16 protein-coding genes and 1 pseudogene are annotated in these 14,266 nt (G+C 34.5%); 7 read left to right on the top strand and 10 right to left on the bottom strand.

The window, feature by feature from the left end; genetic code table 11:
• Window positions 1-25: 25 nt before the first annotated feature.
• The 10 genes from LMOATCC19117_RS11485 to arsD2 form a co-directional block, all read right to left on the bottom strand.
• Window positions 26-205 carry a hypothetical protein gene (locus tag LMOATCC19117_RS11485; RefSeq protein ID WP_003744454.1) on the bottom strand — a complete coding sequence of 60 codons (180 nt, stop codon included), beginning with the start codon at window positions 203-205 and terminating at the stop codon, window positions 26-28.
• A 24-nt stretch (window positions 206-229) separates the two neighbouring features.
• Window positions 230-1,903: an FAD-dependent oxidoreductase gene (locus LMOATCC19117_RS11480; RefSeq protein WP_010785419.1), complete on the bottom strand. Its 1,674-nt coding sequence runs from the start codon at window positions 1,901-1,903 to the stop codon at window positions 230-232.
• A gap of 20 nt (window positions 1,904-1,923) precedes the next feature.
• A complete protein-coding gene (gene arsB / locus LMOATCC19117_RS11475; RefSeq protein WP_003744449.1) occupies window positions 1,924-2,979 on the bottom strand; it encodes an arsenite efflux transporter membrane subunit ArsB in 1,056 nt (351 codons plus the stop codon).
• A 29-nt stretch (window positions 2,980-3,008) separates the two neighbouring features.
• Complete coding sequence (gene arsB, locus LMOATCC19117_RS11470) at window positions 3,009-4,088, bottom strand: arsenite efflux transporter membrane subunit ArsB (RefSeq protein ID WP_003744447.1); 1,080 nt, start codon at window positions 4,086-4,088, stop codon at window positions 3,009-3,011.
• Window positions 4,089-4,167: 79 nt separating this feature from the next.
• Entirely contained in the window at window positions 4,168-5,910 is a 1,743-nt protein-coding gene (gene arsA, locus LMOATCC19117_RS11465) for an arsenite efflux transporter ATPase subunit ArsA (protein ID WP_002333378.1), read from the bottom strand.
• 35 nt (window positions 5,911-5,945) lie between these two features.
• Entirely contained in the window at window positions 5,946-6,311 is a 366-nt protein-coding gene (arsR, locus tag LMOATCC19117_RS11460) for an As(III)-sensing metalloregulatory transcriptional repressor ArsR (protein ID WP_003744438.1), read from the bottom strand.
• A 132-nt stretch (window positions 6,312-6,443) separates the two neighbouring features.
• Window positions 6,444-6,815, bottom strand: a complete 372-nt coding sequence (arsD, locus tag LMOATCC19117_RS11455; RefSeq protein ID WP_003744436.1) for an arsenite efflux transporter metallochaperone ArsD — start codon at window positions 6,813-6,815, stop codon at window positions 6,444-6,446.
• 1 nt (window position 6,816) lies between these two features.
• Window positions 6,817-7,110, bottom strand: coding sequence for an ArsR/SmtB family transcription factor (locus LMOATCC19117_RS11450; protein ID WP_002333381.1), 294 nt, complete (start codon window positions 7,108-7,110; stop codon window positions 6,817-6,819).
• Window positions 7,111-7,200: 90 nt separating this feature from the next.
• Window positions 7,201-8,940 (bottom strand): arsenite efflux transporter ATPase subunit ArsA, encoded by a 1,740-nt coding sequence (arsA, locus tag LMOATCC19117_RS11445; protein ID WP_003744432.1) that lies wholly within the window; start codon window positions 8,938-8,940, stop codon window positions 7,201-7,203.
• Between the two features lie 19 nt (window positions 8,941-8,959).
• On the bottom strand, window positions 8,960-9,271 hold the full coding sequence (gene arsD2 / locus LMOATCC19117_RS11440; protein ID WP_003744430.1) for an arsenite efflux transporter metallochaperone ArsD-related protein: 312 nt from the start codon (window positions 9,269-9,271) through the stop codon (window positions 8,960-8,962).
• 267 nt (window positions 9,272-9,538) lie between these two features.
• Between arsD2 and LMOATCC19117_RS11435 the strand changes: the two genes are divergently transcribed.
• The 7 genes and pseudogenes from LMOATCC19117_RS11435 (at window position 9,539) to LMOATCC19117_RS11405 (ending at window position 14,137) form a co-directional block, all read left to right on the top strand.
• On the top strand, window positions 9,539-9,997 hold the full coding sequence (locus LMOATCC19117_RS11435; protein WP_010783800.1) for a hypothetical protein: 459 nt from the start codon (window positions 9,539-9,541) through the stop codon (window positions 9,995-9,997).
• A gap of 17 nt (window positions 9,998-10,014) precedes the next feature.
• Entirely contained in the window at window positions 10,015-10,419 is a 405-nt protein-coding gene (locus LMOATCC19117_RS11430; protein WP_002415733.1) for a sigma-70 family RNA polymerase sigma factor, read from the top strand.
• A 65-nt stretch (window positions 10,420-10,484) separates the two neighbouring features.
• Window positions 10,485-10,685 (top strand): helix-turn-helix domain-containing protein, encoded by a 201-nt coding sequence (locus LMOATCC19117_RS11425; RefSeq protein ID WP_002372173.1) that lies wholly within the window; start codon window positions 10,485-10,487, stop codon window positions 10,683-10,685.
• Between the two features lie 621 nt (window positions 10,686-11,306).
• Window positions 11,307-11,513 carry a hypothetical protein gene (locus tag LMOATCC19117_RS11420; RefSeq protein ID WP_003744413.1) on the top strand — a complete coding sequence of 69 codons (207 nt, stop codon included), beginning with the start codon at window positions 11,307-11,309 and terminating at the stop codon, window positions 11,511-11,513.
• A 79-nt stretch (window positions 11,514-11,592) separates the two neighbouring features.
• Window positions 11,593-12,783, top strand: coding sequence for a site-specific integrase (locus tag LMOATCC19117_RS11415; protein ID WP_002367047.1), 1,191 nt, complete (start codon window positions 11,593-11,595; stop codon window positions 12,781-12,783).
• Window positions 12,784-12,886: 103 nt separating this feature from the next.
• A pseudogene (locus LMOATCC19117_RS11410) lies at window positions 12,887-13,702 on the top strand (DUF445 family protein); the annotation flags it as partial.
• Between the two features lie 81 nt (window positions 13,703-13,783).
• Window positions 13,784-14,137, top strand: a complete 354-nt coding sequence (locus tag LMOATCC19117_RS11405) for a YlbF/YmcA family competence regulator (RefSeq protein ID WP_003723354.1) — start codon at window positions 13,784-13,786, stop codon at window positions 14,135-14,137.
• The last annotated feature ends 129 nt before the right edge of the window (window positions 14,138-14,266 follow it).

The following is a 14,266-nucleotide window of genomic DNA, read 5'->3' as shown; positions in this document are numbered from 1 at the left end:
AAGGTGCAACTGCATTTGCGACAAACTATTTTCTGTCTTCTTTAGCTTTAGATTCTCTTTTTTTAGCTAAAACATATAGAACCACAACAATTATAACAAAATTTACAAATATACTAACATTTATTTGATAGTTTAATAGTTTGGCAGCGAGGAAAGCTCCCAAGATACCAGCAAGTCTTGCCAGCGCTCTTTTTTCTTCTGTCATCTATTTAATCCCTTCATCATTAAATCAGTTAGAGGCGAGCATTTGGGCGATTATCTGGTAATTTTTATTTCCTCCAGATAAATTATAGACTTCTTTAAATCCTTCGTTTAACAGGATATTTTGAGCAGCATTTCCAGTTACGCCCTTATTACAATACGTGATTGTTGTTACATTTTTATCTAGCTCCGCCACTCTATCACGTATTTCTGCTAATGGAATATGGATAGCCCCTTTAACACAAGAAATTTCATATTGTTTTTTGGAACGAGTATCAATAATTTGCAGTTGTTCTCCACTTGCTTGTCGCTCAATCAATTCAGTTGGGGTCATTAAAGGTGTTCCATTGCTTATTGCATTATCTAACGCCATTCCAGTATAAAGAACGGGGTCTTTCGTTGTCGCAAATGGTGGTGCATAAGCAAGGTCTAAATGGAACAAATCTTCTGCTACTGCACCAAATGAAATTGCAGTGGCAATTACGTCAATTCGTTTATCTACACCTTGCTCTCCAATAATCTGAGCTCCAAGAATTCTCCCGCTACTTTTATCTGCTAAAGCTTTGATTGTCAGCTCTTTTCCACCTAAGTAGTCCGCATGATCTGGCTTAATATTATAAAGAATAGCTGTCTCTAATCCTTCTAATTTAGCTTCTTTTTCTGTTAAACCAGTATATGCAACCGCTAAATCAAAAACTCGAACAATACCAGTTCCTAAAATACCACGATGTTCCAGTGTTCCTCCTGTGATGATATCACCAGCAATTCTACCCATCTTATTAGCAGTTGATCCAAGTGGACGATATATTGGTTTATCTGTAATGACAGAATAGCTCTCAGCAACATCTCCTACCGCATAAATATGTGGTACCGTTGTCTGCATTTTCTTATTCACTTTAATCGCACCAGATTTTCCCAATTGAATAGTTGTCGATTGAATAAGTGAAGTATTCGGAGTAACACCAGCTGCAAGAATGACTAAATCCGATTTGATTGTTTGCTCTTGATTGGTTGCTAATTCAGTAATATAGCCATCCTTCTCTATTACTTTTGTGATTGTTGTATTCAGTTGGAGCTTAACATGATTCTTTTCAAGCTCCTTTTGGACACGATAAGCCATATCAGCATCCATTTGTTTCATGACTTGATTGCCACGTTGAATAATAGTTACCTCTATTCCTTTATGAACCAATTGCTCTGCCATTTCTAATCCAATAAAGCCTGCACCAATAATAGTAGCTTGTTGTGGCTTTTCTTTTTCAATAAATGAGTGAATGGCAGCAGCATCTTGAATAGTACGAACATGAAAAAGATTTCTATTAGCTTGCTGTGCTTTAAAAATCTCTGGCACAATCGGTTTGGATCCTGTTGCTAAAACCAATTCATCATAGGATTCGGTTTTCTTCTCCTTTGTTTGAAGATTCTCAACCTCAAGCGTTTGAGTTTCAGGATGAATAGCTGTCACTCGATGCTCTGTAAAAATATCTACATTATAACGCTTTTTAAACCATGCAGCATTTCTAGGGGTCAACTTATCTAACTCTTCAACTTCATCTCCTATATAATAAGGAATCCCGCAAATTGAATAGGAAATATCCTTGTCTTGGTCGTAGACAACAATCTCTGCTTCCTCTGTATTTCGTCTAGCCTTTGCAGCCACACTTGTCCCAGCTGCTACTGAACCAATAATCACAATTTTCATAAAGATGCCTCATTCCTTTTTTAAGTTTGCTTAAAATATTTTTGCTTAAATTTCAATGCTACATTTACTAAACCAATCAAAACCGGAACTTCCACTAGTGGACCAATTACTGCTGCAAAGGCTTCCCCTGAATTAATACCAAATACGCCAACTGCTACCGCAATTGCTAATTCAAAATTATTGCTCGCTGCGGTAAACGATAATGAAGCTGCAATTGGATAACTGGTTCCCATACGTTTAGAAATAAAGAATGAAACAAAGAACATAAGGACAAAATAAATGAGTAATGGAATGGCAATCCTTACTACATCCATTGGAAGTTCAATGACTTTTTCTCCTTTAACGGAGAACATCACAACAATTGTAAATAATAAGGCAACCAATGTAATTGGACTAATTTTAGGAATGAATTTTTCTTCATACCATTTCTTTCCTTTTTTCTTTATTAGAATCCAACGAGATAAAAAGCCTGCAATGAAAGGAATACCTAAATAAATGAAAACACTTGTTGCGATCTCACCCATTCCAATTGAAACAGCATGCGTTTCTAAGCCTAACCATCCCGGAATAACTGTCACAAAAATATAGGCAAACACTGAATAAAAGATAATTTGAAAAATGGAATTGAACGCCACTAATCCTGCCGTATACTCATTGTCCGCTTGAGCTAAGTTACTCCACACAATTACCATTGCAATACAACGAGCCAGACCAATCATAATTAACCCCACCATATATTCAGGATAATCATGTAAAAAGACAACAGCTAAAATAAACATTAAAATGGGACCGACAATCCAGTTTTGGAAAAGTGATAATAATAAAACCTTCCAATCTTTAAAGACACGCCACATCTCTTCATATTTCACCTTAGCTAACGGTGGATACATCATTAATATCAAGCCTATCGCAATAGGTATAGAAGTTGTTCCAACTTCCAGTTTATTTATTCCTGTCACAACCTCTGGTACAAAATAACCTAATCCAATACCAAAGCCCATTGCAAGAAAAATCCAGAGGGTTAAATAACGATCCAATAATGATAATTTTTTTGTTACACCTGCCACAATCAACATCTCCAAGTAATAAATTTAGTCTTCTTAAACTAGCTTCTTAACGATTGAGGTAACTCATTTTTTTGAAACCATCCAACTGTACTATTCGCAACTTTAACTAATAGCAACATGACTGGTACTTCAACCAATACGCCCACTACTGTTGCTAATGTTGCCCCTGACTGTAAACCAAATAGTGAGATGGCTACTGCTACAGATAATTCAAAGAAATTACTAGCTCCAACCATGCCTGCCGGAGCAGCAATCGAATGAGGCAACTTCCAAAAGCGAGCCCATGTATACGCAATAGCAAAAATAAATAGTGTTTGAATGGTTAGCGGAATTGCAATCAAAAGAATGTGCAGTGGATTATTCAAGATTCTTTCACCTTGAAAAGAAAAAATAATCACTAGCGTTAAGAGAAGCCCAATAATCGTAACCTTATCAAATTTTTTTAGAAATACTGTTTCAAAATAATGAAGTCCTTTATTTTTTATGATGAATGTTCGAGTGACAACACCTAAAAGAAGTGGAATCACTACGAATAAAACAGTCGACAAAATCAATGTATTAATTGGAACAGCTACATTTCCAACACCTAATAAAATAGCAACGATTGGCGCATACAACACTAAAATAATTAAATCATTAATCGCAACTTGAACTAATGTATAAGCTGGATCTCCTTTGGTTAAGTAACTCCAAACAAAGACCATTGCAGTACAGGGTGCCGCACCTAACAATACTGCTCCTGCAACATATTCTTTGGCTAAATCATTTGGGATAATCCCTTTAAATACAACGAAAAAGAAAAATGCTGAAATGGCATACATCGTAAATGGCTTAATTAACCAATTCACTGTACAGGTTACAATCAGACCTTTAGGTTTTTTAGCTGCATTGACAATACTAGTAAAATCTATTTTCAACATCATCGGATAGATCATCAACCAAATTAAGATTGCTGTTGGAATAGATACTTGATAATACTCGAATTTCCCTAAAGTTGCTGGAACAGCTGGCAAATATTTCCCAATTAAAACACCCGTAACCATACACAAAGCCACCCAAAGCGTTAAATATTTTTCAAATATTCCCAATCCTTTTTGTTCTTCTTTTTCCATCATCATCTTCCTCCATCATAAAATTCAAATAAGTGCATGATAGATAGAAAAATTTCTATCTATCAATAAAAAAAATAAAATGCTTCTAATTCAATATATTGTGTAGTGCTTCTCCAGAGATTTCTTCTGCATGCCATTCTACAACCCCATAATGATTATTAGATAATTCTGCTACTTTATCAATCCATGTATTTTCATTTTGTGCTCGGGCTAATAACATTGGATTTGTTGTACCACTTGTTAACATACTGTTATTCACGACCCACCATGTATGAGCAATGCCTGCTCGATCCAAGTCTTCCTGTAGTCGCATAGATTCATAAACAGGTGTTGTTTCAGGTAAAGTGACCATGACCACTTCGGTTTCTTTTCCATCTTGCAAACGAGGTAAGAGACGTTTCACTGATTCTGGTACTTCACCAGATGTCCGCTCTACTTCTTTATGGTAGCTTTGGGTAGAATCAAGTAATAGTAATGTATGTCCTGTTGGTGCGGTATCAATAACTACCACATCACAATCGGCATCATCCACAATCTCTGCAAAAGCTCTGAATACAGCGATTTCTTGTGTACAAGGCGAACGTAAATCTTCTTCTACATAAGCAACATCATCTGGTGACATCGTTTCACGAGCCTTGCTTAATACTTCTTCTGTATAATCTGCTAATTCCTTGTCCTCATCGATATGACTCACCTTGATTTGATCGGATTCAGAAATCACAAATTGTAAATGAGCAGCTGGATCGGTTGTAGCCAAATGAACTTTCTTGCCTTTATCTGCTAAACCAGTGGCAATTGCCGCAGCAATAGTCGTTTTCCCAACGCCACCTTTACCCATTGTAAAAATCACTTTTTTACCAGATTGATGCAACTCATTCACGATGTCTTTCAATCTAGGAAATGCTCTTGGTGTGACTATTTCAGTTAAAAATTCACCTTGATTGGATTTCAACAATTGGCGTAGATTTTCAACACCAGTCACATTGTAAGAACGTAAAGGAATACTGTACTCAGGAAAAGCTTTCAAACTATCTGGCATTTGTGCCAACGCTTCTTGTTGTCCATCATAAATCAATTGAGATACTTTATCTGTTGCTTCCTCTAAGACGCCATTCACTAATAAAACTTGATTTTCAATGCCTATCTCTTGTAATTCTTTAGAAGCTCGATCTGCTTCTAAAAGTGGTGCCTTTTGTGGTCTAGTTACAAGCATTAAAGTTGTTTTTGCTCCATCAGCTAATGTGGCTACAGCATGCTCATAAATTTCCTTTTTATCACCTAAACCAGATAATTGACCTAAGCATGAAGCTCCTGTTGTATTTTCATCCATAAAATTACTCCATGCAGACGGTAACTGTAACATCCTTAACGTGTGACCTGTTGGTGCGGTATCAAAAATAATATAGTCATACTTTTTCTCTGCTTCTGGATCAGTTAAAAAACCAGAAAATTCATTGAAGGCAGCAATCTCTACTGTACAAGAACCAGATAATTGTTCCTCCATATTCGCTAAAGCAGAATCAGGTAGTTTCCCTCTAAATGGTCCTACAACACTTTCTTTATAGTCATCAGCTGCTGTTACTGGATCAAAATTTGCTACAGTTAATCCCGGAACTTCTGGAATTTCTTTCCCTTTATTTGTTAATTCTGTTTGAAAAACATCTTGTAAATTACTTGCTGGATCGGTACTGACTAACATAACTTTTTTCCCACTATCTGCTAAATAAGTAGCAGTGCCACAAGCAGTCGTTGTTTTACCAACACCTCCCTTTCCTGTAAAAAATAGATACTTTGTTAATGGTAGCTGATCTGGTTGGTACAATTTCATGTTTGGTTTCCTCCTTTAAATTTAACATCATCATTCTAAGCAGTTGTTACTTTCTTTGTAGCTGTTACTCTCCCTTTACCCTCACAAGAACATGCAGCATTATCAATCGTATGACAAATACAGTCATCTGTGTTTTGAATTATTGTTTGAATAACACCAGATAATACTTTCATATTCTCCGCATTCAATGAATAGTTGTGCCATGTCCCTGATTTTCTGGCTTGAACAATCCCTGCATTCATTAACACTTTCATGTGATGGGAAAGCGTTGGTTGCGTAAATTCAAAATGCTCTAATAAATCACATGCACAACGCTCACCACAAGAGAGCATATCCACAATTTGAACTCTTTTTGGGTCTCCTAATGCTTTAAAAACTTTTGCTGTTAATTCATAATCCATCTTTCATCCCTCCATACATAGAAGTTCTTCTATATATAATATAGATGTTCATCTATCTATTGTCAATAGATTCTGTCTCACTTAATAAAAAAGCCTATGAGAATTTCTTCTCATAAGCTTTAGTTTCTTCGTTTAGCAACATCCAGATGATGGAGAGCAGCAACTATTTGATTGTTCTTCTTTCTTATCCTCTGAGAAATTAACACCAGTATAGACACTAAACTCCTCATTTGACGGATAACCAGCCATTTTCACAATTTCACCATCTAATAAAACAACTGGTAGTATGTCGGCTCCTTTAGACTGTAACAACTCCCCAATTTTTTCATTTTCTATGAATGCCGCAGGATTACCTGTTAAATTAAAACGCTCTACTTCTACACCATCGGCTTTTTCCAATGTTTGAATAATAGAGGAAACTCGAAGCAATTCTGTATCTACTCCGGGACCACAAACTCCTGTGTCACAACACATTGCTGGTTCATACAACGATACTTTACTCATTTTACATAACTCCTTCTTTTTGTTTTATATTCAATATCTGATGTATTAATTCTTGAAATTCTTCAATGTTCTCTGTTACCAGAGAATAATATTGCCATTTGCCTTCCTTACGTGCGGTTACTACTCCCGCCTCAATTAAAACCTTCATATGATGTGATAGTGTCGGCTGAGTAAAATCAAAATTATCCAAAATATCACATGCACACTTTTCACCAGTTGAAATCATATCTAATATTTGAAGTCTATTAGGCTCTGCAATTGCCTTCATAATTTTTGATAATCCTAAATAATCCATATTCTCACCTCCATATAGATGTTCATCTATATTTAATATAGAACTTTATCTATGTTTTGTCAATGAGTAAAATATGAGTTATCTCGTAAATTATAAAATATCTCTTAAAGCATCTCCTGAAATATCCTCAGCTTTCCATTCAATCACTGCGTAATGATTGTTAGACAGCTCTGCTACCTTATCAATCCAAACTTCTTCATTTTGTGCTCTTGCTAAAAGCATTGGGTTCGTTGTTCCGCTAGAAAGCATGCTATTGTTCACTACCCACCAAGTACGAGCGATTCCCGCTCTCTCCAAGTCATCTTTTAATCGAATTGATTCATAAACAGGTGTTGCTTCGGGTAATGTGACCATTACTACTTCTGTTTCATCCCCATTTTGTAACTTAGGCAGTAGCTTTTGAACAGACTCGGGTATATCTCCAGAAGAACGTTCAATCTCTTTGTGGTAGCTTTGTGTTGAATCTAATAGCAATAGTGTATGACCTGTTGGTGCGGTATCAATCACAACAACATCACTATCTGCTCCTTCAACTATTTCCGCAAACTTTCTAAAAACAGCAATCTCTTGTGTGCAAGGGGAACGTAAGTCTTCTTCAACATATGCCACATCTTCTTCTGACATTGTTTCACGAGCTTTTGTTAATATCTCAGACTGATAATCTGCTAGTTCTTTTTCTTCATCAATATGACTCACGCTAATTTTGTCAGTTTCTGAAATAACAAATTGAAGATGTGCTGCTGGATCAGTCGTTGCTAAATGAACTTTTTTCCCTTTATCCGCTAATGCCATTGCAATTGCTGCGGCTATCGTCGTCTTCCCTACGCCACCTTTACCCATTGTAAAAATAACTTTTTTATCCGTTTTATATAAATTATCCACAATGGCTTGTAAGTGGGGAAATTCTTTTGGTTTAATTGATCCCGTCAATAGTTCTTCTTGATGTTCATTCAATAATTTTCTAATATTTTCAATTCCAGTTAAATTATATGGACGTAATGGTACAAAATATTCTGGATACTTAGCTAAACTTGCTGGCATCTGTTTTAATGCTTCCTGTTGAATAGCATAAAATTCCTCAGAGACTTTATCTGTTGCTTCTTCCAGTACCCCATTAATAATTAATGCTTGATTTTTAATCCCCATTTCTTCCAATTCTTTTGACGCTCTATCTGCTTCTAATAAAGACGTTTTTTGCGGTCTCGTTACCAACATCAACGTCGTTTTCTGACCGTCAATTAAGGTTTTAACAGCTAGATCATACATTTCTTTTTTGTCTACAGCACCTGATAATTGTCCTAAAGGAGCAGTTGCGGTCTCATTCTCATCTAAATAATTATTCCAAGCAGAAGGTAATTGAAGCATTCTCAGAGTATGACCTGTTGGGGCAGTATCAAAAATAATATGATCAAATTTTGTAGAGGCTTCTTTATCCGTTAAAAAATTGGCAAATTCATTAAATGAGGCTATCTCTACAGTACAAGAGCCTGACAATTGTTCTTCCATATTTTCCAAAACTGAATCTGGCAATTTACCACGATAAGGTCCTACAATACTTTCTTTATAGTCATTAGCCGCCTCCACAGGGTCAAAGTTGGCGACAACTAAACCTTCTACATTAGGAATTTTAGTCCCTTTATTTGAGAGTTCTAATTCAAAGACATCCTGCAAATTGCTTGCTGGGTCGGTACTAACCAACATGACTTGTTTCCCTTTGTCAGCTAGATAAGTTGCTGTAGCACTAGCTGTAGAAGTTTTCCCAACGCCTCCTTTACCTGTGAAAAATAGATATTTCGTTAAATGAATTGCCTCTGGTTGATACATTTCCATGATATTTCCTCCTAAATTTTTATTCATTTACACCTGTAAAATTTTCAAATTCTTTTAATGAGGGATAGGCACCAAACTTTTTTACCTCTCCATCCACAATGGTTATCGGTAAGACACTAATGCCATTTTTATCTATTAATGATTTGACTTCCTCATTTTCCAAAAATACATTTGGTTCAATTGTTAAGCTATGACGCTCCACTTCGTAATTTGTTTCTCGTTGAATTTTCTGTAATGTTGGGCTCAAATATAATAGATTTTTATTTACTTCTGCTCCTGTCATCTTGATACCACAACACATCTCTGACTCAAATAAAACTAATGATTTCATTTTATCCCTTCCTCAACCACATAGATGCACATCTATGTGATGCTCAAAAAAATAAGGAGATTGTCTCCCTTAAGACTACTGTTTATTTTTATACTTTTTTGATATCAACTAAGTCTTTTCATTTCAATACGCCTCACCCTTTCATATAGACGGACATCTATGTATAATATAGATGAGAATCTATGTGTTGTCAATATATAATATTTGTTGCTTTTTCCATTAGGTATTTCAATTTATTGTTGAATACCTAATTTGAAAGGAGAAAACATGAATATTTCAGAAGAAAAAAAAGTCATTTACCATCTTATGCAAGCAATTATGACTGAAAGACGACAACTAACTGAACAATATTTTGACTTAAAAGAGCGATTAAATGAGCTTAGTCAAACTAACACGAATGTTCACGAAAATAATGAATATTCGACAATGAGACAAAATCATATTAAAAAAGAAGATATTGAGAACGCTAAGTACTTATTAGCAAAAAAAGAAGGAAAATCCTACCTTCCTTACTCAAAAATAGCATTACAAATTTCTCATCTTCTTAAAAGTCATGGTGTGCCACTAAGTAATAAACAAATATATGAAAAATTGATTAATGATTTTCAACTATCTATCAACTACTCAAATTTGACGAACAATATTTTACCAAGAATGAATTCAGATTCTTCTATAAACGTCGAGAAAGTGACTCGAGGTTACTGGCAGTATAAATTAAATAATTAGTAAAGGATGATTCAATCATGAAATCAGAAGTTGAAGTTAACTATTTATTTGTTAGTTATGTACAGCAATCTATTAAAAATTCTGCCAGTGCTTGCCTAAAAAAGAAACAAAAATATTCTCATACCTACTTTCCAACTGATTCATTAGAAGATATTATGAGAAGCAGTATATCCGAATCTTATTTATCTCTTGATTTTATCTCAGAATCTGAAATTATGAATCTAGAAAATTTCGCTGAGAACGAAGCGCTATCTAGGGCTATTGAACAACTAAACTTCAAAGAAAAAAAACTACTTTATGAAAAATATATTCAATGTAAAACAGATAGTGAAATTGCCCGAATTTTTGATATCAGCCGTCAAGGAGTCTCTATATTCAGAAAAAGATTATTAAAAAAACTTGAGGTATTTTTAAAAAGATAATCAATGGTGTAACAATCGTGCTCCCCCTTCCTTCTTTCACCTAACATTAAGGAAGGGGGGATATAATGAAAAATTTCTTACCACTAATTGAACAAGCCAAAAAAGGGGATGAACAAGCTATGGAATTGTTACTTAAAGATTTCAAGCCCTTGCTAATTAAAGAAGCATCCAGACAAGGCTATTTGGATGAAGATTGCTTTCAAAACTTAACTGAAACTTTTATAAAAATAGTCCGCAATTTTGATCCAGAAAAATACCTTGGTTAAATTAGAGAGACAGGCTACTTTGCCTGTCTCTTTTCTATCTTTTTTGAAAAAGATCAGAATTATGTTGCTTTTATTTCTTCTTTTTCCAATTTACTTATAGAAACATTGTTCTTTGATAATTGAATAATCTTCTATCAAATACGTTTTCTTTGTATTGAGCAACGCTTGAAAAGCGCCATGACCGTGTATTTTATTGCGAGCGATTTTTTTCAAGCAAAGTAGACTTGTCACCTACTGCCACGACATGCAAAGAATATAATGATACTTCTGTAAAGCTCGCCATAAACTGGGGAGAGGTGAAACTCCTATGATATCTTTTGACAAAAGATAATTTGATAGAAGAAAAGAGACAAATTTACAGATAACTATTTAAGATATTGAAGCTTAAACACATATTTATATTTATCCAATTTATAAAATCAAAACGATATTTGTAAGAAGTAAGATTTTAACTCATCAATATTTTTCTAGGAAATGGGAGCTGGAAGTCTTATAATCAATATACAGTATTTGCTTCTAGCTCGCATCCCTTGAAACATATACTATATCTGAAAGAAAGGTTGAATAAAATTTTATTGATTAATTTTGAATATTCTATTAGTCTCAGAAAGGAAATTGCCTATGAATACTCCTGATAAAGTACCTTTGATTCTTGGTAGATATGTGAACCAACAAACCTTAATGAAAGAGCTGCATATTGGTTTCGACACGTTAAAAATGCTTCATCTAAACGGTTTAGAAGCGGTTATTATCGGGAGACAACATTTATATGACCTAGAAGACTTAAAGAACGTTTTAAATCAATTAAAAAGCGCTGAACATAAATAGGGAATAAAAACGAATATTAAAATCTTACAAACAACAAAATATCCTAATCCAAATAATGAATTAGGAAGGAAGATTTTATATGTCAGTATCTTTTAAACAATACACTAAGTATAATCAAAAGCTTTGGAAATTCCAATGTTACCTTGGAAAAACGGAATTTGGTGAAGAAGTACGCACTACTAGAAGTGGTTTCCAAACAAAAAAAGAAGCCCAGCAAACTTATCGACAGTTACAACTTGATTTTGATAAAAATAAGTTAAAGATGAATGGTAATATTACGTTTAAAGAGCTTTATGAAGAATTTATTGAACAATATCGTTTAAAAGTAAAACCATCTACTATCATGATAACAAGAAGAGCGATTGAAGATCATGCACTTGAATACTTCGGAAATAAAATGCTTAAAGACATTTCAGTCCGATTTTGTACTCAAGTCAATCGTCGCTGGATAAGAGATGGTTATAAGCAAGCTTATTATTTCCGCAGGGCTGTTGCTCAAATTTTACAATATGGTGTTCAACAGGAATTGATTCTTGAAAATCCCATGCGTAAAACTGAACCAATCAAACGTCAAGAAATTGATGAACATTTAGTCGCTACAGAAACAATGACTGTTTATACACCAAAAGAATTAGCTATTTTCTTGGAGTCTTGTAAAAAACATGGCAATATGAAAATCGAAACCTATTTTCGTATTTTAGCCTACACTGGTGCAAGAAAATCTGAAATACTTGCCTTAGAATGGAACGATATTAATTTTGATAACAACAAATTAACAATCAGTAAAACATTGGCAGAAGTTGAGTACGATCCAAAATCTAAAAAAACTAAAGTAGCCAGTCAAAGCGCCAAAACAAATGCCGGTAAAAGGACTATTTCAATTGATTTAGAAACGATGGCTATGTTACAGGAATGGCGAACTAGACAGCAGTTTGAGTTTAAGGTTTTGGGAATTAGAGCAACGAATAAGCATCAGCTAGTCTTCCCTAATAAAGATAATCTTTTTTGTCGCCCCGGTCAGCCAAATGACTGGTATGATGTCATAGCGACTAAGTACAACTTAAAACGAATTACACTTCATGAATTTAGAAAAACACATGTCTCTCTTTGCGCAATGGCTGATATGAACTTAGAGGATATTATGTACCGAGTTGGTCATAAAGATTCTAAAATGACTCGTCAGGTCTATAACTACTTCTATCCTGAACGTGAAGAACGCAGTGCAGATCAATTCGCACAATTCATTGAAAAAGAGAAATATTTATTTTAATCGCTGTTGTAGTTAGTTTTGTAGTTAGTTTGCTTTTACGAAAAAAAGAAGCACTAGAAACATTGATAAATCAACGTTTCTAGTGCTAAAAAAGGCTTTAGCCAACACTGCCTTCCATCATTTCGGTTATGAAAATGCAGAAATTCGTTCTATGACATGGGTAGAAAAAACTTTAGAGAAAGAAATCAACCACTTTCTAACTACTAAAAAAACGACAAAAATGAGCGATTTAATTCCAACTATGTTAGAGTCAGAACTAACAACTAAACTACCGCATGTAACAGAAAGAATCACGAGCAAAATGACATTGTTTGTATCGAGTGAAGAAGGCAAAATTCAAATTAAACAAATGCTACAAAAATTCTTTGAAGAACACGGCAAAATGGGAAGCATGGCTAGAATGTTTATTAATATCGATAGCTTTTCTGAAAAAATTCAACAAGAAGGCTTAAAACTCATCGGGCAAGAAGACACTAAAAATCTAATTAATCAACTTCTAACAACAGAATGGAAAAATTTCGAAGCAAAAGAATTACAAGAGCTTATCCCGACTGAAAAGCAAGCTCATTTAGCTGGACAACTTACTTCTGAACTTATCCAAACTTTTCCTCACGAGAAATTATTTAATCAGCCCATTCAAGTGATGCTACGTGGCTATGAAGCAGCTATTACAGAAAAAGTAATTCCTTTTGCAGTAGAGAGGATGCTTGATTTTGTAGCAACACATAGTGCAGAAATAGTAGAGAGAATGGACTTGGCGAAACTCGTTGAAACACAAATTGCCACTTTTTCTTTACCTGAAATCGAAAAACTTGTTGTAGAGATTTCTGGTAGAGAGTTAAAAATGATTACTTATTTAGGTGGGATTTTAGGTGGATTTATTGGAATTATCCAAGGTGTTCTCGCAATGTGGATTTAGTTCTTTTATACTGGAATAACCGGCGACTTTTTGTTATAGTGAAACAGAAGTGACAAATACAGATATTTGGAGGATTTATCAATGGCAGTTAATATTTATGATTTAGCACATGATTTAGACAAAGGAATTCGTGAAACACCTGAATTCATCAGCTTACAAGATGCATACCGTGAAGTAAACGAAAATGCAGATGCAAAAGCAAAATTCGAACGTTTTCGCGATGTTCAAGTAACTATCCAAGAAAAACAAATGACTGGTCAAGAAATTGACGACGAAACAGTAGATGTAGCACAACAAGTAGCGCAAGAAGTTCAAGAAAACGAACTAATCGTTAAATTAATGGAAAAAGAGCAAGCGATGAGTACAATTATCAATGATCTAAATCGCATTATCATGACGCCATTACAAGATCTTTATAATGTAGCTAATGATTAATTTTCATTAAACCAAGTGGCTCTATTATTTGTTATTTATTTAGCAGATAATAGGGTCATTTTTTTATTGGAAATGCTTGTACCTAACGTAATAGTACGATATAATAAGAACGTATATTCGGTTTTTATA

It is taken from the genome of Listeria monocytogenes ATCC 19117, from assembly GCF_000307025.1.
Classification (GTDB): domain Bacteria; phylum Bacillota; class Bacilli; order Lactobacillales; family Listeriaceae; genus Listeria; species Listeria monocytogenes_B.
The sequence above is the reverse complement of the archived record's forward strand: the minus strand, read 5'-3'. Positions and strand labels throughout refer to the sequence as shown.